General features: G+C 33.8%; 16 protein-coding genes and 1 tRNA gene. 7 read left to right on the top strand and 10 right to left on the bottom strand.

All coding sequences use genetic code 11. The features are described from left to right. Positions 1-23 precede the first annotated feature (23 nt). The 5 genes from C3K47_RS08895 to nadA all read right to left on the bottom strand — a co-directional run bounded on the left by C3K47_RS08895 (position 24) and on the right by nadA (position 3,741). Complete coding sequence (locus tag C3K47_RS08895) at positions 24-716, bottom strand: uracil-DNA glycosylase family protein (protein WP_103788772.1); 693 nt, start codon at positions 714-716, stop codon at positions 24-26. Continuing rightward, on the bottom strand, positions 716-1,315 hold the full coding sequence (locus C3K47_RS08890; RefSeq protein ID WP_103788771.1) for a short chain dehydrogenase: 600 nt from the start codon (positions 1,313-1,315) through the stop codon (positions 716-718). The genes C3K47_RS08895 and C3K47_RS08890 overlap by 1 nt, the downstream gene beginning before the upstream one ends. Positions 1,316-1,409: 94 nt before the next feature. After that, entirely contained in the window at positions 1,410-2,063 is a 654-nt protein-coding gene (locus tag C3K47_RS08885; RefSeq protein WP_103788823.1) for an HD domain-containing protein, read from the bottom strand. Between the two features lie 119 nt (positions 2,064-2,182). Then, complete coding sequence (locus tag C3K47_RS08880) at positions 2,183-2,632, bottom strand: hypothetical protein (RefSeq protein ID WP_103788770.1); 450 nt, start codon at positions 2,630-2,632, stop codon at positions 2,183-2,185. Between the two features lie 107 nt (positions 2,633-2,739). Then, positions 2,740-3,741, bottom strand: coding sequence for a quinolinate synthase NadA (gene nadA / locus C3K47_RS08875; protein ID WP_394341681.1), 1,002 nt, complete (start codon positions 3,739-3,741; stop codon positions 2,740-2,742). A 508-nt stretch (positions 3,742-4,249) separates the two neighbouring features. On the opposite strand from nadA, the gene nadB reads away from it, so the two are divergent. Together nadB and C3K47_RS08865 are read left to right on the top strand one after the other, a co-directional pair. Then, complete coding sequence (nadB, locus tag C3K47_RS08870; RefSeq protein ID WP_103788768.1) at positions 4,250-5,839, top strand: L-aspartate oxidase; 1,590 nt, start codon at positions 4,250-4,252, stop codon at positions 5,837-5,839. 3 nt (positions 5,840-5,842) lie between these two features. Further along, complete coding sequence (locus tag C3K47_RS08865) at positions 5,843-6,352, top strand: gamma carbonic anhydrase family protein (protein WP_103788767.1); 510 nt, start codon at positions 5,843-5,845, stop codon at positions 6,350-6,352. A gap of 40 nt (positions 6,353-6,392) precedes the next feature. Here C3K47_RS08865 and C3K47_RS08860 read toward each other — a convergent pair whose 3' ends face one another. Both C3K47_RS08860 and mnmG read right to left on the bottom strand, forming a co-directional pair. After that, positions 6,393-8,003 carry an Ig-like domain-containing protein gene (locus tag C3K47_RS08860; RefSeq protein ID WP_103788766.1) on the bottom strand — a complete coding sequence of 537 codons (1,611 nt, stop codon included), beginning with the start codon at positions 8,001-8,003 and terminating at the stop codon, positions 6,393-6,395. Positions 8,004-8,135: 132 nt separating this feature from the next. Further along, complete coding sequence (mnmG, locus tag C3K47_RS08855; RefSeq protein WP_103788765.1) at positions 8,136-9,998, bottom strand: tRNA uridine-5-carboxymethylaminomethyl(34) synthesis enzyme MnmG; 1,863 nt, start codon at positions 9,996-9,998, stop codon at positions 8,136-8,138. A 2,194-nt stretch (positions 9,999-12,192) separates the two neighbouring features. Between mnmG and C3K47_RS08850 the strand changes: the two genes are divergently transcribed. The 3 genes from C3K47_RS08850 (at position 12,193) to C3K47_RS08840 (ending at position 14,533) form a co-directional block, all read left to right on the top strand. Beyond that, complete coding sequence (locus C3K47_RS08850) at positions 12,193-12,615, top strand: hypothetical protein (RefSeq protein WP_103788764.1); 423 nt, start codon at positions 12,193-12,195, stop codon at positions 12,613-12,615. Positions 12,616-13,147: 532 nt separating this feature from the next. Continuing rightward, a complete protein-coding gene (locus tag C3K47_RS08845; protein WP_103788763.1) occupies positions 13,148-13,867 on the top strand; it encodes a pirin family protein in 720 nt (239 codons plus the stop codon). 15 nt (positions 13,868-13,882) lie between these two features. Continuing rightward, positions 13,883-14,533 (top strand): NAD(P)H-dependent oxidoreductase, encoded by a 651-nt coding sequence (locus tag C3K47_RS08840; RefSeq protein WP_103788762.1) that lies wholly within the window; start codon positions 13,883-13,885, stop codon positions 14,531-14,533. Positions 14,534-14,594: 61 nt separating this feature from the next. Here the strand turns inward: C3K47_RS08840 and ybeY are convergent, their stop codons facing one another. The 3 genes from ybeY to C3K47_RS08825 form a co-directional block, all read right to left on the bottom strand. After that, positions 14,595-15,017 carry an rRNA maturation RNase YbeY gene (ybeY, locus tag C3K47_RS08835; protein WP_103788761.1) on the bottom strand — a complete coding sequence of 141 codons (423 nt, stop codon included), beginning with the start codon at positions 15,015-15,017 and terminating at the stop codon, positions 14,595-14,597. Positions 15,018-15,141: 124 nt separating this feature from the next. Further along, complete coding sequence (locus tag C3K47_RS08830; RefSeq protein WP_103788760.1) at positions 15,142-15,567, bottom strand: ATP-binding protein; 426 nt, start codon at positions 15,565-15,567, stop codon at positions 15,142-15,144. Positions 15,568-15,571: 4 nt separating this feature from the next. Next, on the bottom strand, positions 15,572-18,886 hold the full coding sequence (locus tag C3K47_RS08825; protein WP_103788759.1) for a DUF4175 family protein: 3,315 nt from the start codon (positions 18,884-18,886) through the stop codon (positions 15,572-15,574). A 137-nt stretch (positions 18,887-19,023) separates the two neighbouring features. On the opposite strand from C3K47_RS08825, the gene C3K47_RS08820 reads away from it, so the two are divergent. Both C3K47_RS08820 and C3K47_RS08815 read left to right on the top strand, forming a co-directional pair. Further along, on the top strand, positions 19,024-19,365 hold the full coding sequence (locus C3K47_RS08820; protein ID WP_103788758.1) for a zinc ribbon domain-containing protein YjdM: 342 nt from the start codon (positions 19,024-19,026) through the stop codon (positions 19,363-19,365). 58 nt (positions 19,366-19,423) lie between these two features. Then, positions 19,424-19,497: transfer RNA gene (locus tag C3K47_RS08815), tRNA-Pro, on the top strand. Positions 19,498-19,631: the final 134 nt, after the last annotated feature.

Here is a 19,631-nt window from a genome sequence, read left to right as displayed (position 1 = left end):
AAAACTTTAAAAAGATACCATTTTCATTTAAGCAGGTTCACAAATTTTTGCACATAATTATCAAGTTCTTTCCATTTATACTGTACCACATAACGAGGATGTTCTAAAGGAATCAACTCATCAAAAAAATGAAACTCATTATTCAGTTGATTTACAAATTCAAAGTTTTTCCCGGTGCCTAAACAAAAAGCCTTGTTTCTATCAAAACCCCATGACAATTGTTCCTGAAGCTTTTCCACAATGAAAGGTTTTATCCGTTGGAAAAAAGCTTTATCATCATAATAATTATAATTCAGTTCTTTTCCATTCGGCTGAACCTTAACAAAACCAAGCGGACAAACTGAAGTGAAATAATACTGTTGGTAAAACTCTTTTACTCCGCCGAAGGCGGCGATCATGCGATAAACAAAAACGGAAGAGGGTTCATGACACTGAAAATTATCAACAGTTATTCCACAACACTCTTCCAGCCTTTTAGTATCAGTAAACGGTATTCCTGTTAAACCGGCACCGTGCCTTCCCGGATTAATACCGATGATCATTCGTCTTTGAAAATCATCAGCATAATACTTGTTATAAAATTGCCGGGTTATACTATCAATTATGGGTGAATTTAAATTTATGTAGGGATATAAGACCTGAACACTTGGAGGAAGATGGGCTTCCTCCAAATGCAATGTATGGTTGAATGCCAATATTTTATCGGCTAAAGTCATTAATAAACTTTAATAATCTGTCCGTTTATTGCTCCTTCAATACTTTTAACATAAGCAGCTACCACTTTTTCCATCGGCACCGGAATATGGCCGGGAAAATACGGACCGTAAAAGTCACGGGAATCTTCAACAACGCCAGGACTAACTGCGTTAATCCTTACCTGGTTTTCCAACTCAACAGAAGAGCCGATAACAAAGGAATTAATTGCTCCGTTCACCATACTTAAAGCAGCCCCCATTTTAATAGGCTCTTCAGCTAAAATTCCGCTTGTTAAGGTAAAAGAACCATTGGGTTTGATATACTTCCTTCCTTCCAGCACCAAATTAACCTGTCCCATAAGTTTACTTCTAATTCCCTCATACATTCGTTCTTCTGTAAGTTCGGAGAAAGGCCCAAAAAATGCCGAACCCGTGGTGCTAACTAATGCATCAAAGTTTCCAACTGTTTCAAATAATTTTTCGATAGATGCTTTTGAATTTATGTCAACCTGAACATCTCCTGATTTTGATCCCACGATGACAATTTCGTGGCGCTTTTTCAATTCGGCAGATACAACTTTTCCAATTGTTCCGGTGGCGCCAACAATGATAATTTTCATATTAAAAATGTAATAGTGTAATTACTATGACACGAAAGAAACCATATTGTTTTGTCCGCGAAGCGGGAAATTTTCATAAAAAATAGCTGCCAAATTATAAACGGCCATTCCATTCGTTAAAAAACTGATTTAGAAATTGTTCCAAATATTCGTGGCGTTTTTCTGCCAATTTGCGGCCGGCATCCGTGTTCATCCTGTCTTTTAACAAAAGCAGTTTTTCGTAAAAATGATTGATAGTTGGCGCCTCACTTTTCTTATATTCTTCTTTTGTCATTTCCAGGTTAGGCTTTATTTCGGGATCGTAGATCGCACGGTTTTTAAACCCACCGTAATTAAATGCCCTGGCGACACCTATCGCTCCAATAGCATCCAGTCTGTCTGCATCCTGAACAATGTCTAACTCTTTGGAACTAAAAATATGCCGCTGGTTACCTGATTTAAAGGATATATGCCTGATTATATTAGTTACATGGTCAATAACACTTGCATTAATCTGTAAACTTTTCATAAACTCTTCAGCTTTGGCCGGGCCAATTTCCTCATCACCATTATGAAATTTGGCATCGGCAATGTCGTGCAAAAGTGCAGCTAGTTCAACTACTAACGCATCGGCCTTTTCATCAACAAGAATTAATTGAGCATTTTTCCACACGCGGTAAATATGCCACCAGTCATGCCCGCTTTCAACGCCTTCAAGTTCCTTTTTAACAAAATCAACAGTTGTGTTGATAATTGATCCTTTGTCCATGCCTAAACTAATAATCCGCGAAGCGGGGAAAATTTTTTTAATTTTTAAGTCGAAAACTAAAAAAGGAACTATTGACAATTAATCAACCGTTCCTTTTCAAAAACTAATTTAATTACTTATTACAGAATAATACCCAATTGCTTTGCAATATTTCCGGTATCTAGTACTTCTGAACGTTCGGTATTTGAACTGGTAGCACCGTTATTGTATTTTATAGTAACCACATACCGGTATTTAATAGCCTGATCTTTATCAATTATATTATTAAACACTTTTTCAACAACAATTGGCGCTGTTGCTAAAGGATAAATTTTAATCTGACGCTCATTAATTGTCGAGTCCCAAATTTTAGTTTCAACCTCCGTTGTGCGGTTTATGTTAATAACTTCCAATTTAATTAAAGCCGTTGTTCCATCATTATTCGTGCTGCTGTAATCTTTACTTGAGTAGATGTTGAATTTGACCTTTTTTTGAACAGGTAATGTTAACGGGTCAGGATCACTTTCTTCTAATTTGCTACACGAAACAAATAAAATTCCAGCACCTAAAAGGCATAATAGCTTTTTCATTAAAGTATATTGTTTGGTTTTAATTTCTTAAAAATAGAAATATGTTAATAAAAACAAAAGGTAAGTCGTGTGACTTACCTTTTATAATTATTGTTTTATTTTAAGTTTTATAAACCATACTTAGCCGAAATTTCGAGCATTCGCTCAATAGGCTTCACCGCTTTTTCAATCAGTTCTTTTGGTAAAGTAACTTCCGGCAATTCATATTTCATACATAAGTATAACTTTTCTAAAGTATTCAACTTCATATGTGGACAATCATTGCAGGCACATGAATTATTTGGGGGAGCCGGAATAAACACTTTATCAGGTGCTGCTTTTTGCATTTGGTGAATTATACCTGATTCGGTAGCTACAATAAACTCTTTCTTCGGACTATTTATCGCATACTTCAATAAACCGGTTGTTGATCCAATGTAATCGGCGATTTTTAAAACTGCATCTTCACATTCAGGGTGCGCAATAAATTCAGCTTCAGGATGACGATTCTTCAATTTCGTGATTTTTTCTAAAGAGAAAATTTCATGCACCATACATGAGCCTTGCCATAAAACTAAATCTCTGCCAGTTTTCTTAGCTACCCAAGCACCAAGGTTTTTATCCGGTCCGAAGATGATCTTTTCATCTTTCGGCAAACTCTCCACAATTTGAACAGCGTTAGTGGATGTGCATACGATATCGCTCATCGCTTTAATATCAGCGGTTGAGTTTACATACATGATAACCGTGTGATCAGGATGCTTTTGTTTAAAAAGTGCAAACTGATCAACAGGGCAGGTATCCGCTAAAGAACAGCCTGCTTTCAAATCAGGTAATAACACTTTTTTATGTGGAGAAAGTATTTTCGCTGTTTCGGCCATAAAATGAACACCCGCAAAAACAATAATATCGGCATCTGTTTTTGCAGCCTGCTGAGATAAACCCAAACTATCGCCAATGTAATCAGCTATATCCTGAATATCAGGTTCCTGATAATAATGGGCCAGAATAATCGCATTCTTTTCTTTTTTGAGCTTTTCAATTTCCTCAAACAAATCTAAAGTTGGATCCACATGGTAATCCAAATATCCCTTTTCAAGCAGGGCCGCGGGGGCTTCGGCTGTCATCATTTTTTTTATTGTTGATTAATTAACACTCTAAATAAAAATAAAAGATTTAAAATTTTTAAAATGTTGCTTCTTATTATAGTGTTAGTTTGGTTAATAAGTTTTATAAATTTTAGTTGTGTTTTTTGTTGTTAAAGAGTTATTAACATTCTTCTAACATTCATTTAAAGTCAAGTTATTGGTATATTGTTTTTTATGAAAACCAATATTTACAGCTAATAGTTTTACTGTTTATTATTTGTTGACTGTGAATTGTAGTATATCATGTTGATATCTCAGGATGCTGTTCTTAGTGTTTTATCTCAATATGTTTAAAAGTAGGTGTTTTCCCTGCTTTTTAAAACTTGCTTACTATTTTCAAACGCAAAATTAACATCTTTGTCATACTTATTAACATATTATCATTAGAAACAGAAGAGAAGTTTAAAACAGTGATATTTTGTTAAAAATATGACAAAAAGTTTTCCACTATTTTATATCCTGCTTATTGTCTGATACTTATATTTAATTGATGAAGAAAGTAGATTTCCTAGTTATAGGCTCTGGTATTGCCGGCTTATCATTTGCTCTTAAAGCGGCCAAGCATGGTACAGTTTGCATTGTTACCAAATCAAACGAAGATGAATCAAATACCAAATATGCGCAAGGTGGTATAGCGGTAGTTGTGGATAAAGCCGATTCTTTTCAAAAACATATTCAGGATACATTAATAGCTGGTGATGGATTATGTGATAAAGATATTGTTGAAATTGTAGTAAAAGAAGGACCTGAGCGAATTAGTGAAATAATAGATTATGGTACCAACTTTGATAAAACGCGTTCCGGTACTTATGACCTTGCTAAGGAAGGTGGACATTCTGAACATAGGGTTCTACATTATAAAGATATTACCGGTTTTGAAATTGAACGCGCCTTATTAGAGCAAATTCACAAACATCCTAACATCGAAATTCTTACGCATTACTTTGCTGTTGATCTTATAACTCAACATCATTTAGGTATTGTTGTCGATAAAAAATCAACTGATATAACTTGTTATGGTATTTATGCTCTTAATACCAATACTAATAAGGTTGAAAAAATATTATCCAGAATTACTTTGATGGCATCAGGTGGTGCCGGCCATATTTATTCAAGTACCACAAATCCTGTTATTGCTACCGGTGATGGAATTGCAATGGTTTACAGAGCTAAAGGAAAAGTTAGAAACATGGAATTTATTCAGTTTCATCCAACTGCTCTGTATAATCCTGGAGAGTATCCTTCTTTTTTAATTTCTGAAGCAGTTCGAGGTGCCGGAGGAGTTTTGAAGAACCGAAAAGGAGAGGAATTCATGCAGTTGTATGATGAACGTAAGTCTCTGGCTCCTCGTGATATTGTTGCCCGTGCAATTGATGCTGAAATGAAGAAATCAGGCGAAGATTTTGTTTATCTTGATATTCGTCATGTTGCTAAAGATGAATTGCTTCGACATTTTCCTAATATTTATGCCAAGTGCCTAAGCATAGGTATTGATATGAGTAAAGATATGATACCAGTAGTGCCAGCAGCTCATTATATGTGTGGTGGAATTTTGGTGGATGAATTTGGAAAATCAAGCATCCGTAGATTATATGCCTGCGGCGAATGTTCTTCAACCGGACTACATGGTGCAAACCGTTTAGCTTCTAATTCTTTACTGGAAGCATTGGTTTTTGCAGAACGCAGTTATCAATCTGCCATTTCTTATTTCGAATCAGTTAATTTTCAATTGGATATTCCTGAATGGAATGATACAAATACCGTTAAATCAAACGAGGATATTTTGGTTATCCACAATATTCGTGAAATGCAGCGGTTAATGAGTGATTATGTAGGTATTGTTCGATCTGATTTCAGGTTGGAAAGAGCCAAGCGTAGGCTTGAACTTTTGTTTAATGAAACCGAATCATTTTATAAGAATACTAAGCTTTCAATGAAACTATGTGAATTGCGCAATTTGATACAAGTTTCGTTTTTAGTGATTAAAGGAGCAATTGATCGTAAGGAAAGCAGAGGTTTACATTATACCACTGACTATCCTGAAAAAGATCTCAATAATTTACACAATACTACTTTTTAAACTATGGCGTTAATAAAACCGGTAGAAGATAAATATCCACAATTTGGCGACAATTGTTTTTTAGCTGACAATGCTACAATCGTAGGAGATGTTGTAATGGGAAAGAATTGCAGTATTTGGTTTAATGCTGTAGTAAGGGGAGATGTTAATTTTATTACGATTGGTGATAATACTAATATCCAGGACGGTGCTGTAATTCATTGTACTTATCAAAAAGCTCCAACGGTAATTGGAAACAATGTTAATATCGGACATAATGCATTGGTTCATGGTTGTGTGTTGAAAGATAGAGTTTTAATTGGTATGGGCGCAATTGTGATGGATAATGCAATTGTAAATGAATATTGCATTATTGCAGCTGGTGCAATTATATTAGAAAACACAGTATGTGAACCTGGTTATTTATATGCAGGTGTTCCGGCAAAAAAAATAAAACCTATTTCTGATCAGCAAAGGGAATTATTAGATTCTTTGCCTAATAGATACATTATGTATTCTGATTGGTTCAAATAAAAAAATCCGGTTTCAAATTTCGAAACCGGATTTTTTATTTTTATTGGGTGATATCAATGTTTACTTCTATTTCCCAACCAATTCTTGTAGAAATTATATCCGGGTAATAGTGGATCTGTTCTGCTTGTATGTTTTGATCTACTTTTCCAATATCCCAAATCCCATTTTTATTACTGTCATCTATATATCGGATTTTATATTTATCAGGTGACAGAATATTAAAGTAATAAACCTGGCTTTGAGAAATAATTTTTTCTTTCACTACATTATTAGAAGCATCTAGCAACTGTGCAATGTATTGTTTGTTAGCAGGAATGGTGAATTTAACTATTATCGAACCATAATTTGCTGAAGAGTCAACTATGAATTTTCGTTTATACTCGCTATTCGCCTTTCCATATTGGTCACTGAAACTATTTTCTTTTATGTGAATGTCGTAGTGTTTTGTACTATCCCAGTTAAACTTTATTGCATATTCACGAATGTTCTGCAGACTAGGCAAAACTGTAAAATTTGTTTTTTTAACACTATCTTCTAACAAATCAATTTTACTAAAGTCAGGATTTTTTAAAGGACGTGAAAAATTTAATTTCACCGTATCTCCTGGTTTTATTAGTTGAGACTTTAAATTATCACTTATTTTAAGTGTTGCCATTTTTGGCTCCTTGATAAAGTTTCTGATTAAAACAGTGTCAAACGGTTTACCATTCTTTTGTAGTTGAATTTGTGTTGAATCGAAGTTTGTTGTTGGTAACCATAATGAAACCGAATCCAATGAAGCTTTATCAACAAGAATGTTGTTTTTGAATTCTTCCGGATATAAAACGTTATAATTTATCGAATCATCCTTACGATTATACTTTACGAGAATTTTCCCTTCGAAATATTTTGATTCTGTAACCCTGGTCTTTCTTGGAATTTGTTTCGCTAGAGTAAAATTTAAGTTTGTAGTATCTTTTTGAAGATTCACTGATTTATTCATAAAACCTAATAATTCATCTTCATCAAATCGCTTATTACTGTTTAAGTCTTTTATTGCAAAAATTCTGTATTCTCCATTTTTGATATTGTTTAACTCAAATTTTCCACCTGTGGAACTTGAAGTATAAATAATTGGTTTTTGTTGATACAGTTTTTCAAGGTCGGCCGGATATAAAGCAATGATCACATCTTTTGTTAAGGCAGTATCAATATCGTAATGAACGGTTCCTGAAATTTTTAGTGAATCGATATAATTACCTGTTGAAAAAACATAACGATAATTTTTATAAGGATTTGATTCATTTATATCGGAAATTGAATTTCCGAAATTTATTGAATAGGTAGTATTTTTTTTAAGTGTATCTAAGAGCTTTACCCTGATGATATTTTTTCTTACTTCAATTTCAGGAGCAAGTTCCATTTCTGGAGTAATACTTATTTCTTTCGTCTGTTCTTTCAGTTGGATCATCTCATTGAATTCTATTTCAATTTTTTTCTCTGAAAAATTCAATGTTTTATTTTTTGGTGTTTCCGATTGAAGTTTTGGTGGCGTAACATCTTTTGGTCCTCCTTGTGGACTTACCATGTTAGCACATGCACTTAAAAAAATGGTTAACCCTATTAATGACTGAAAATTTTTCTTTAAAAACTGCTCTTTTGAAAATTCCACGTTTTTAAGCCCTCTGTTAAAGTTGTATGGTTTTATGAGTAATAATATTAAAAATTTTAGATAGTCTTTTATATCGCTTTAAAATAAGTCGATTTTTCCTACTTAAAATTTATCTAAATAATTGATTATCAATTATTTAGATAAATGTATCATTAAAACCGAAATATCTGCCGGGGAAACACCAGAAATGCGGGATGCTTGGCCTAAAGTACGTGGTTTTATTTTTTTAAGTTTTTCTCTCGACTCTTTTGACAAGGAAACTAAAGTATCATAGTTAAATTCTGGATTTATATTTTGATCTTCCATACGTTGTAACTTCGAAACCATTTCAAGTTCTTTCTCAAAATAGCTTTCATATTTTACTTTAATTTCAGATTGTTCAATTATTTCTTGCCCCGTTCCATTTACAAAATCTTTTAAAGGTTGATATGCCGTTATTAAATCATTTAAATTAATTTGAGGCCGAGCTAATAAGTTAAATAACTTGGTGTTTTGAGGAATTTGAGAAGTTCCATTTTGTTCTAAAAATGAATTAATTTCTGTCGGCTCAACTGTTTTACCTTTCATGAATTTGACAATTTCGTCGGAACGGCGGATCTTTTCCTCCACTTTTTGTAAACGTTCGGCTGAGGCTAAACCTAGATCATGCGATAATTTTGTTAAGCGAATATCAGCATTATCCTGACGAAGTAATAATCGATGTTCAGCTCTTGAAGTAAACATACGGTAAGGTTCATCAGTTCCTTTAGTTACGAGGTCATCAATCAATACTCCAATGTAAGCCTCTGATCGTGAAAGAACGAATTCATGCAGCTCATTTACCTTCTGGTGAGCGTTAATGCCTGCCATAAATCCTTGCGCTGCGGCTTCCTCGTATCCTGTTGTTCCATTAATTTGACCGGCGAAGAATAAATTAGAAATGAGTTTAGTTTCTAATGTGGTGTTTAATTGAGTAGGAGGGAAGAAGTCATATTCAATAGCGTATCCAGGGCGGAAGAATTTTGCATTCTCAAAACCCTGAATTTTAGTAAGTGCTTTGTATTGTACATCTTCTGGAAGTGATGTTGAAAAACCATTAACATAAACTTCTACTGTATTCCAACCTTCCGGTTCAACAAAGATTTGATGACGGTCGCGCTCTGCAAAGCGATTGATTTTATCTTCAATTGAAGGACAATATCTTGGGCCTAATCCTTTAATTCTACCAGTAAACATTGGAGAACGATCGAAACCTTCCTTTAAAATATCATGTACTTCTGGACTTGTATAGGTTATATAACACGAGCGTTTTTCAGTTGGAAGTTCAAAATCAAGATATGAAAAGCGACTAGGGTTTTCATCACCTTGCTGTTCTTCCATTATCGAATAATTAATACTTCTTCCGTCTATTCTTGGAGGAGTTCCCGTTTTCATTCTGCCTGCTTCGAAGCCTAGTTCAACCAGATTTTCAGTTAAACCTGTAGCTCCTTTTTCACCCATTCTACCACCCCCAAAACGTTTTTCTCCAATATGAATCGTTCCATTAAGGAAGGTACCATTGGTTAAAACAACAGCTTTCGATTTTATTTCTAAACCTAAAGATGTTTTAACGCCACAAACTGTATTACCATTAACCAATAAACCACTCACCATATCCTGAAAGAAATCCAGGTTCGGTGTGTTTTCCAGCATATATCTCCACTCTTCATGGAATTTATAACGATCGTTTTGTGCCCGTGGACTCCACATTGCTGGCCCTTTTGAGCGGTTCAACATTCTGAACTGAATAGTAGTTTTATCACTTACTATCCCAGAATATCCACCCATTGCATCAATCTCACGCACTATTTGCCCTTTAGCCACACCACCCATAGCTGGATTGCAGGACATTTGAGCAATAGTTTGCATATTCATTGTTATTAATAAAACCTTTGAACCAAGGTTTGCAGCAGCAGCAGCAGCTTCACATCCAGCGTGACCAGCTCCAACAACTATTATATCGTATTCAGTAAACATAGTATCTATTATGTTCCACGTGGAACATGTTTAATTGATATTTATTTTAAGAGGATGCAAAGTTACGAAAATTCAAAATGTGTTTAGTTTCTTATGTTTCACGTGGAACATGTGTAATCTGTGTATTACATTAAGAGTTAAATGTTTATTCTAAACTGTTATTCTGTTTTATAAATTTTGGATCCCTAAACTGGGCTATGTTATTTCTGTTCTCTTTTACGTATTAAAGCTACTTGATTAAAGTTGATCCTATAAATGCTTTTAGTTTAAGTAAGAAGTTGAAATAGTTTAATTAAATAAGAGGGTTTGTAATAGTAATAATCTTAAAGGTTATGTTCCACGTGAAACATTAGTGGACGATAATCAGTACTATTCACCAATTAATTGGATGATATCTGACTCGTTAACGTAATTTCCTTATTCTTTAAATTGAGTTGTTTTAAGCAGTGTATTTGCTAGGGGATAAGGTTTTTTAAAAAAACTTTGTCAATGGAAAATGGATTGAATGCTTTATTAGGTATATAAACAGCTTTTAAATATCTAACTAATTTAATAGATTGGAATAATGAGCTTTTGATACTTAATGAATATAGCTATTAACTTCTCCTTTTAATCTATAATAAAAACTATAATGGTGATATCCTCTACCTATGGTATACACTAGTAAATAATGGGTTGATTTAACTTCTAGGCTATTTTTTTATCAAAAGGATAGTGTTAGCCAATTAGGTGGTATTGCTATTTGGTTTCAGAATACTTCATAGTACTTCTAATACAGCAGAATACATGATCTACTTTTATGTAATATTTCTAACTGTTTAACTAATTAAGATCGATTATCTACATAATCAAGCTAGTGGATTACTGTTTAGCGGTTTTATAATCAGAATGGTGACTTAATAATAATAATCGTCATTTATTAAAAGGGTCCTTAAATCCTGGTCAACTTAATTACTGCCTAGTTTTAAAACTGTTTTCATTTAATATTCCCGCTGATATGGGACGAATCATAGATAATTTGATAGTAATAGCTTTTTATTTAAGTAGTTTGAAGATTGATTTTTAAGATAAATACTTTTTTGCTCGACTATTAACTTTATAAACTAAATACGGAATCAGCTTCTGTTGTCTTGAATATATTAGTATAAATTGTAGAACTTATGTTTTAAATACTGATATTATAATTTAAACAGGGCCTTGTTATTATAGAGGAATTTTCTATTTGGGTATGTATAATGGTTCAATGGATTTTTAATAAGTTATTGCTTAAATAAATAGCGTTTGGGTCGTATTTCTGTTTAATTAGTTAATAAAATCATAGAGGTATAATTGATTAGTACAGCACGGTTAATTAGTAATTGATCAAATTAATTATTACTTATTTAACCCGGATAGATATCTTAGAAGTATAATCCTTAATTCATACAAACATTTTTTATATAACGGCTTATACGGGTGGAAGAGTTTTAAAAGCAGTTTTATTTAATCATACTGAAATCAGAAGTTATCATCGATTAATTTTCAGGTTTCGAACTTGATAGTTTTAAATTTTAATTCTTTTAAATACCGATAGGGTATATTCCTCAAATATTAAATTCATTTTTGAATATATTTTTTTACCCTGCCCTTTATCCATAACAGGACATTTGATACTATTCATCGTGGTTTTTATTAGTGTACTTTAAATAAGTATAATTAGAATATAGAGCAAGGATGGCATTCGTATTTACACTATACACCTTTAAAGCTATTGTTATAATAGATGCAAATAGTGCCATCTACTATTGATACCTGATCAGTATAATTAAAGACTTGACCTTAAGAGATGAATTATTCTCAATTTGTGTCTAAGAATCGACTCTATCTTAATTATTATATATCATAATGCATACACGTATAATTGAAACCTAAAGCTACTTTTAAGCATTGCTTCAAACTGAAAATATGTTATTATGAACTCAATAATCTGAAAAGCCTTAAACTATCTCTGTTTATAAGCTGCATAAGGTCCTTATTCAAAGAAAAAGTAAGTGCATCTTTTAGAAACTAGAATTATTACCGTTCTGTTAATTGATGGATAAAGGGATTACAAGGATTTTTGTTTCTTTAAAGGTGATTTTTAATTATTATGGTACATTCTTATTACTATTGAGACTATGAAAAAAGGATATTCAAAATAGTATTACCTCTTACAATGATCTCATTTGCTACATTTACAAAATGGTGGTATGCTTTACCTTTTGATGCTCCTGACTCACTGTTTACCGGCTTTCCATTAGCTTACGCTTGTCCAGGCTGGCACACTTCAATGTCGCTACAGATATTCGCGATAGAGTTCATAATTGACTTATTAACTTACTTTGTGTTTGGGTTCGTTTTAGTTTTCTGCATTGATCACTTTCTTCTTAAGATTAAAACTTTTAAATGGGTGACAATAGGTTTGTGGTCTGGAAGTGGATTTTTCATTGCTTTTGGAATATTGCTTACAACTAATCCTGATAATATATTTTATATTAAACGGTCATTTGATAAAAAAGTATTTGAAACTGGTTACAAATTTATTGGGCAGAAGATCGATCAACCCGACTATTACAACTATTTTCTTAAAGATAAATGAATAAGCGAATACTGAACTAAATTATTGCTTGATGGGGTTCTGTTAGCATAAATTGTTGGTTACTTTTAGTTCGAGTAGAAAGGGGGGAGAGTGCTTCCAAAACTTAATCGGCTTAATTCATTTTCTATTTGTTCTTAGTTTGTCCTATTTTAGACGCTTATCAACGTTGTTTTTTAAATTGCTCTGATTGTTTCCATTTTAATGTATATACCAAAACGATACATTGTTATTTTCAAAAGAGGTCGGTTTTTACTTCAATGGTGGTAATTGTACATTTTTTTGAGTGTTTACTAATAGTGGCTGATTAAAAATATCTTTAAGGCTATTTTAGTTGGTATAATAACTTACGGTCAAAAGTTGATCAAATTGCCTTTAATGGTTTAAATATCTATCAAATTGATTAGTCTGGCTTTATTTATTTGTGATTTTTTAATTACACAGGGTAAAAATAAACTATTTAATATAATATGTGTTTAAACATTAATTGTTTTTACTTATATTTGTTGCAACAAATTTCGAAAGGAAATAAAAAATGAAAACTGTAATTCACCGCGCTAATGAACGCGGTTACAACAACTTAGGTTGGTTAAAAAGTTATCACTCATTTAGTTTTGGTTCTTTTTATGATCCGGCTAAAGTGAATTTTGGATTACTAAGAGTTTTAAATGATGATACGGTGGCTCCTGGATTAGGGTTTGGTACACATCCTCATGATAATATGGAAATTGTAAGTATTCCTTTATCAGGTGAATTGCGTCATCAAGATAGTACCGGAAGAGAAGAAGTGATCAAAACACATGATGTTCAAATAATGTCGGCAGGAAGCGGAATTGCTCATTCCGAATACAATAACTCAAGGGATAAGGAAGTTAAGTTTTTGCAGGTATGGGTGTTTCCAAAAGAGCGTGATATTGAACCCCGATATGCACAAAAGACCTTTTTACCAATCGACCGGGAGAATAAATTTTCAGTGGTTGTTTCTCCAAATCCTGAAGAAGGTGGTGTATTAATTAATCAGGACGCCTGGTTTTCACTCGGAAACTTCGATGAAAACAAAACCTTTTCTTACAATTTAAACAAACCGGGTAATGGTATTTATGTGTTTGTTTTAAGTGGAAACATTGAGGTTGAGGGAGTTGATTTATTTGAAAGAGATGCAATCGGGATTTCTGATGTAGGAACAATAAATGTAAAAACAAATTCTTTTGCTGAGTTGTTAATTATAGAGGTTCCGATGGATTTTAAAAATTAAGAGAGAAATTTTATAATGGAAGTATTAGAAAAAGTAGATGTTATAGATCGTTTAGCCAACTTTCGCTATGCGACAAAGAAATTTGATTCGACCAAGAAATTAACGGAAGAGCAGTTAAACAACCTTTTGGAAGCCTTAAATCTTAGCGCTTCTTCATATGGTTTGCAACCTTATAAATTCATAGTTGTTGAGAATCAGCAGATCAGGGAAAAGTTAAAAGAAGCTGCATACGGCCAAACTCAGGTTACCGACGCTTCTCATTTAATTGTTTTTGCACATAAAACGTCTGTTGACCATTCATTTATTGAAGCTTACATTGATAATATAGCCTCAACACGTAATGTTTCTCGTGGAGCATTAGAAGGTTTCGAAGGAATAATGAAAGGCACTGCAACAAACTTAACAGAAGATGCCGCTGCTTACTGGAATGCTCGTCAAACGTATATTGCTTTGGGCAATTTGCTTACCTATTGTGCGGTTGAAGGAATTGACGCTTGTCCAATGGAGGGTTTTAACGCCGCTGCCTTTGATGAAATTTTAGGATTGAAGGAAAAGGGTTTGCACGCCATAGTTATTGCTCCTATAGGTTTCCGTTCGGAGGAAGATGCAATGCAGTTTGCTAAAAAGGTAAGAAGACCTTTAAGTGAAATTGTTGAAAGAATATAAACGTATATAATTCTTAGGTTTAGTTGAACAGAAGGTTGGCAGTTTGTCAACCTTTCTGTATTTAAAAAATTCGTTTGGCCAGGTAATAATTCTCCTTTTCGGTCATTAAAGCTTTATCCTCAGGTTTTTTATCATAATAGCCACATAAATGTAAAACGCCATGAATCATTACTCTGTGTAGTTCCGTAGCAGGGCTTACATTAAATTTTTCGGCATTTTCCTGTGTTCGTTCAGCACTAATAAAAATGTCACCAACAATTTGATCTTCTTTTTCAGAATTATCAAAAGTTACTATATCGGTATAAGTGTTATGATTTAAATACTGTTGATTGATAGTTAGCAAGTAGGCGTCAGAACATAAAACATAATTAATATCCTTCAGCTTAAAACCTTCTTCTTCAATGGTATTTTTAATCCAGGTTTTTAATTTCGATTTATCCTTAAGTTTTATATCGATATCTTCATTAAAAAAGTTGACTGCCATTTATAGAGATCTAAATAATTTGTTTGCAAAGATAGATGGAGTGGGGGAAAATAAAAATCGCTTAATCAGTCTCCGAATTGGATTTGACTAAGCGATTATATCGTATGAACAATCCTTTTGTTACTTAAAAATTAAAATGCATCTCCACTTCATTTCCACGGGCATTATAAATCAATCGATCCGCTAAATGTTTCATAATGAAAACGCCTCTGCCGCTGTCCTTTTCTATATTTTCAGGTAAAGTAGGGTCTGTTAGGTTTCGGAAATCAAATCCCTCACCCTCGTCGGCAACGGTAAAAATGAATTTACTTTTATTAACCACCTCTACATTTATATATACTTTTCTGTTTTCAAGACATTTATTACCATGCACAATGGCATTCATTGCTGCCTCATTTAATGAGGTCATAATGTTACCGTAGCATTCGTTAGAAACCTGGTGTTCTTCCAACAGTAGTTCGAGGAAGTTTTCAAGTTCTACAATACTATCCAGTTTCGATGCTAGTTGCAACGTGTAAAGCTTGCTTGTATCAGTTGTAATTTGACCCATAACACTATTTCCCGTTATTTAACAAGTTAAAGTAGGCATTTATTTTTGACTTATAAAATGAACTTACGCCAGGAGGCAGAGTTTTCAACAATTCCAACTCTTTTTGTTTTACTTTTTGATATTGATCATATACGGCTTTAAAATCGGCCGTTTGCTCTTTACCTTGTTTTGCCTCACGTTTTTCATCTTCATCACGCTCTCGTTCAGCCTTTTCGGCTTCCAGTAAACGTGTTTTGATCTCTTGTTGACGTTTCAGCATTTCCTGGGTAAGTTGTTTATTATAAAGATCGGTTTCAGTACGCTCCATATCTTTCGACAACTTATCTAAATCACCCAGCTTACCTTTTCCATCTTTATTTTGTTCTTTGCTAATATCTTGCAATGAATTCCGAATAGCCTGTTGCTGGCGAGCCATCTTTGCAATTTGCTCGCTTTGTTGACCGCGGGGAACCTGACCGGGTTTCATGCCATTCTTCATTTGTTGCATCTGTTTGTTTAGTTCATCCTGCATTTTTGAAAGCTGAGAAAGGCTTGGCTTTTTATTTTTGCTTTTTGATTTGCCCTTACCCATGCTCGCCTGCTGATTTTGCAGCTGATCAAGTACCTCGCTCAACATCACTGCAAGGTTGTTAACAGATGTCATAATATATTGCTGATTGCCGGCTGCCTCTGCAGTTCTGCGCTCAGCTAAACTTTCCATGGTTTTATCCATGTACTTGTTAATAGTTTCGATTTCCTTGTTTACGAAAGTTTCTATTTGAAAGATACGTTTACTTAAAGAAAAAATACTATCGCTCACCATACCCAGATCATCCTTCAATGATTTTTGCTTTTGGACAAGTGAATTAAAGCCGGCATCGTTGACTCCTAATGACTTAAATTGCTGCATTAGTTTTTCCTGATCAAACGAAACTTTTAGCAAATTTTCCAGAACCTGGCGCAATCCTTCAATATCAATATCAAGTTTCATGCCTTCCATTTGTTGCTGCATTTGTTGCATTTTCTGCGAAAGATTCTTCATCTTATTTGCAGCATTTTTTTGTGATTCGGAAGCCTTGCTTTTATTTTCCTTTTGTAATTGTTCGGAGCTGTTATTCAGGTCTTTCTGAATGTCTTGTTGCTCTTTTTCAGGGTTGTCAAAATTATTCTTATTTTCTAACTCCTCATCTTTCTTTTCAAGATCATCCATATCTTTTTTCAGATCCTCAAAGTCCTTGTTGATATTATCCTGTTCATTTTTCAGGTTTTCAGCGTCGGTGTTTTTATCCTTACTTTTTTCCGAAAGATTCTCTTGTTTTTGCGAAAGCTGATCGAGCTTATCAATGTTTTGCTGAAGCTTTTGCTCAAATTCCAACTGCTTATATAATTCCAGCAGCCGGTCAAGTTCCTTCTCCAGCGATTTATTATCCATTCGCATGTTCTCCAGTTGATCACGAGTTAAATTTTTGTTATTCTCCTCCATCATTTTCTGAAGGTTTTCTAAAATCTCCTTCGTTTTTTCATCAAGCACGTTGTCGAACATTTCTTCCAACTGTTTCTGCTTATCTAAAATTCGCTGATCCTGTTCATTAAGTTCATTGTTTTGCTGATTGTTCAGTTTATTCTCTTGTTGAATTTCCTGAATGTTTTGTTCAAGCTGTTTTTGTTTTTCAATTAAATCAGCAATTTGTTTTTTCTCTTCAAAACTTAAGTTCTTTTTATCAGCCAGCTTATCATTAAGCTTTTTGGCATCCCTTTCAATTTTTGAAGCCTGACGCAAAGTTTTTTCCATTTTATCTTTCAGGGCTTCACGCTTTTCGTCCAGCTGCCTATCTATTTCATTCTTCGAAAGCGTTTTTAAGGTTTTTATTGAAGACTTTGTTGATTTAATCCCATTAACTCCATCATTATCAAAAATTTCAAAATAATAACTTATTTCATCTCCTTGGGAAATTCCACTTTCTTCCAAATCCCAATTGTAAAAATAAGTTTCACTTGTTTGTGAAGTATTGATCGGTATAAACTTAGTATAGATCTTTTTCTTGTCTTTATTTAAGATCTGGTAGTTGAAAGTAAGTTTTGAAAAGCCGTAATCGTCTTTTATATCACCCGAAAAGTAAAACTGCTTTGTTGTTAGCGAATCGAAGCGTTCAATTACATTAATGGAAGGATTTACGTCCGGTACAACTTCTATAGAGTAATTAAGCGAGTCTTTTTTAAGAACATAGCCGTTTTTAGTTTGAACCGCATACCTGGCCGTTTTAAACAGTTTTTTATTGTATAAAAACGATGTTTCCGACCTTTTTTCGGCAGGCTGACTAACTCCATCAATGACCACATCCAATTGACCAGTGTTGGATGTTTTAAAATGCCAACTTACCAGCGTACCCGCAGGAACTGAAAAATCACCAGTATTTTGCAGGGTTTCATTCACTTTTTTTGTATAGGAAGGATAAACCAGGTTGACTTCGAAATTTAATAGAAGTGGGTTAGGTAAAACCGAAAGGCTATACTCTTTAGAATAAAAACCATCGGCCAGAAATCGGAAGTTTTGTGATTTCTGAAGATTTTTAAACGTGTAGGTAAATTCAAGAATGTTTTTCTTGTCGAGTTTATAACGATTTTCTCCTTCAATCAAATAAATATCCTGAGGAATTTCATCTCCGGTTAATTTTACATTAACCGTTAAGTCTTCATTTTGAAGTGCGCTTAGTTTTTTGTTGATTATTTCAATTTGAAAAGGAGCCTTTCGTTCAAAAGGTTGGCTGTAATTAACCAGTCGATTAGTTCCATCTTTTAAAACAGCAGGAGCAGCAGCGCCCAAGATCAATAAGGCCAATAAAGGAGGAAGAGCAAATTTCAGGTACTTTTTGTTTTCGCCAAGGTTTATAGCTGATGTAAAAGGTATTGGCTTAAGCTGAATTATTTTTTGATTAATACTCGCTTCTATTAGTTTATTGTCGGCCATTTGATTGGCCATTTGTTTTAACTGAAGTGTATTTAACAACTTGTCTTTCACTTCGGGAAAATGGCGACCTATAATTTCAGAGGCCTGTTGGTGATTAATAACTGAACCAAGTTTAAAGAGTGAAAGCAAGGGTTTTATAACATACAATGCAAGCACTATCGCCGACAAAATCAAAAATCCGAAGAAAATAAGCGTACGCGAAAAGGTGCTCAGGAAAGAGTAGTATTCAGTAACCGTTAATACCAAAAAAAAGGCAGCTAAAATAGCTGTTACGTATAAACTTCCTTTAATTAACCGGTTTTTATAATATTTCCGGATAAACTCGTCGAGCTTCCCAATCAGGTAATCGTAGTTTGAATTTTGATTCGCCATATATACACTTAGCCTCAATAACAAATTTAGTTAATAATTTCGCTGAAAGAATTTTTTTATACTGCGCATTAATAAATTTACAGAGCTTTTTATTGTAACAGGATGATGTTACTTTTGGCCTTTAATTATAAATAATCATGTCTGACGAAATGAAACCTTGTCCACAATGTAGTTGTCCGTATGGATACTCATTAAGTGACCAACTATATGCTTGTCCCGAATGCGGCCACGAATGGAATCCAGAAGAAATAATAGAGGAAGGCAAATTAATTGTTAAAGATTCGAACGGAAACGTATTGCAGGATGGCGATTCGGTTATAGTTATTAAAAACCTACCGGTAAAAGGTGCTTCGGGCCCTGTAAAAGCAGGAACAAAAGTGAAAAACATTCGGCTGGTTGAAGGGGATCATAATATTGATTGTAAAATTGAGGGCTTTGGTGCTATGGCATTAAAATCGGAGTTTGTTCGTAAGGCTTAGGAACTTATTAGCAAATTTTAAAGCTTTTTATATTTTTACTTATCGAATACAAAACCCACGGGATGTAGCGTAGCCCGGTATCGCGCCAGCATGGGGTGCTGGAGGCCGTCGGTTCAAATCCGGCCATCCCGACGTTTAAATAGCCTTTTAAAGCATATCTGAGAGCATTGATTGTTTTTTCAGAATGAGCTTTTAAGGCTTTTTTGTTAGTTGGTGTACCTTCTGGTGTACCTTCATTGTAGCGGTATCGCCGTAACATTTTAACG

The organism is Solitalea longa (assembly GCF_002920915.1).
Lineage (GTDB): Bacteria > Bacteroidota > Bacteroidia > Sphingobacteriales > Sphingobacteriaceae > Solitalea > Solitalea longa.
Note: the sequence above shows the minus strand (reverse complement) of the source record. Positions and strands in the feature narration are given on the sequence as shown.

Bases quoted from the DNA above. Each gene is read 5' to 3' on its own strand.
- C3K47_RS08830 (WP_103788760.1), bottom strand. From the start codon at position 15,567: ATGGGTCAAATTACAACTGATACAAGCAAGCTTTACACGTTGCAACTA.
- nadA (WP_394341681.1), bottom strand. From the start codon at position 3,741: ATGATGACAGCCGAAGCCCCCGCGGCCCTGCTTGAAAAGGGATATTTG.
- C3K47_RS08820 (WP_103788758.1), top strand. From the start codon at position 19,024: ATGTCTGACGAAATGAAACCTTGTCCACAATGTAGTTGTCCGTATGGA.
- C3K47_RS08845 (WP_103788763.1), top strand. From the start codon at position 13,148: ATGAAAACTGTAATTCACCGCGCTAATGAACGCGGTTACAACAACTTA.
- C3K47_RS08890 (WP_103788771.1), bottom strand. From the start codon at position 1,315: ATGAAAATTATCATTGTTGGCGCCACCGGAACAATTGGAAAAGTTGTA.
- C3K47_RS08865 (WP_103788767.1), top strand. From the start codon at position 5,843: ATGGCGTTAATAAAACCGGTAGAAGATAAATATCCACAATTTGGCGAC.
- C3K47_RS08895 (WP_103788772.1), bottom strand. From the start codon at position 716: ATGACTTTAGCCGATAAAATATTGGCATTCAACCATACATTGCATTTG.
- ybeY (WP_103788761.1), bottom strand. From the start codon at position 15,017: ATGGCAGTCAACTTTTTTAATGAAGATATCGATATAAAACTTAAGGAT.
- C3K47_RS08825 (WP_103788759.1), bottom strand. From the start codon at position 18,886: ATGGCGAATCAAAATTCAAACTACGATTACCTGATTGGGAAGCTCGAC.
- C3K47_RS08880 (WP_103788770.1), bottom strand. From the start codon at position 2,632: ATGAAAAAGCTATTATGCCTTTTAGGTGCTGGAATTTTATTTGTTTCG.
- C3K47_RS08850 (WP_103788764.1), top strand. From the start codon at position 12,193: ATGATCTCATTTGCTACATTTACAAAATGGTGGTATGCTTTACCTTTT.
- mnmG (WP_103788765.1), bottom strand. From the start codon at position 9,998: ATGTTTACTGAATACGATATAATAGTTGTTGGAGCTGGTCACGCTGGA.
- C3K47_RS08840 (WP_103788762.1), top strand. From the start codon at position 13,883: ATGGAAGTATTAGAAAAAGTAGATGTTATAGATCGTTTAGCCAACTTT.
- nadB (WP_103788768.1), top strand. From the start codon at position 4,250: ATGAAGAAAGTAGATTTCCTAGTTATAGGCTCTGGTATTGCCGGCTTA.
- C3K47_RS08885 (WP_103788823.1), bottom strand. From the start codon at position 2,063: ATGGACAAAGGATCAATTATCAACACAACTGTTGATTTTGTTAAAAAG.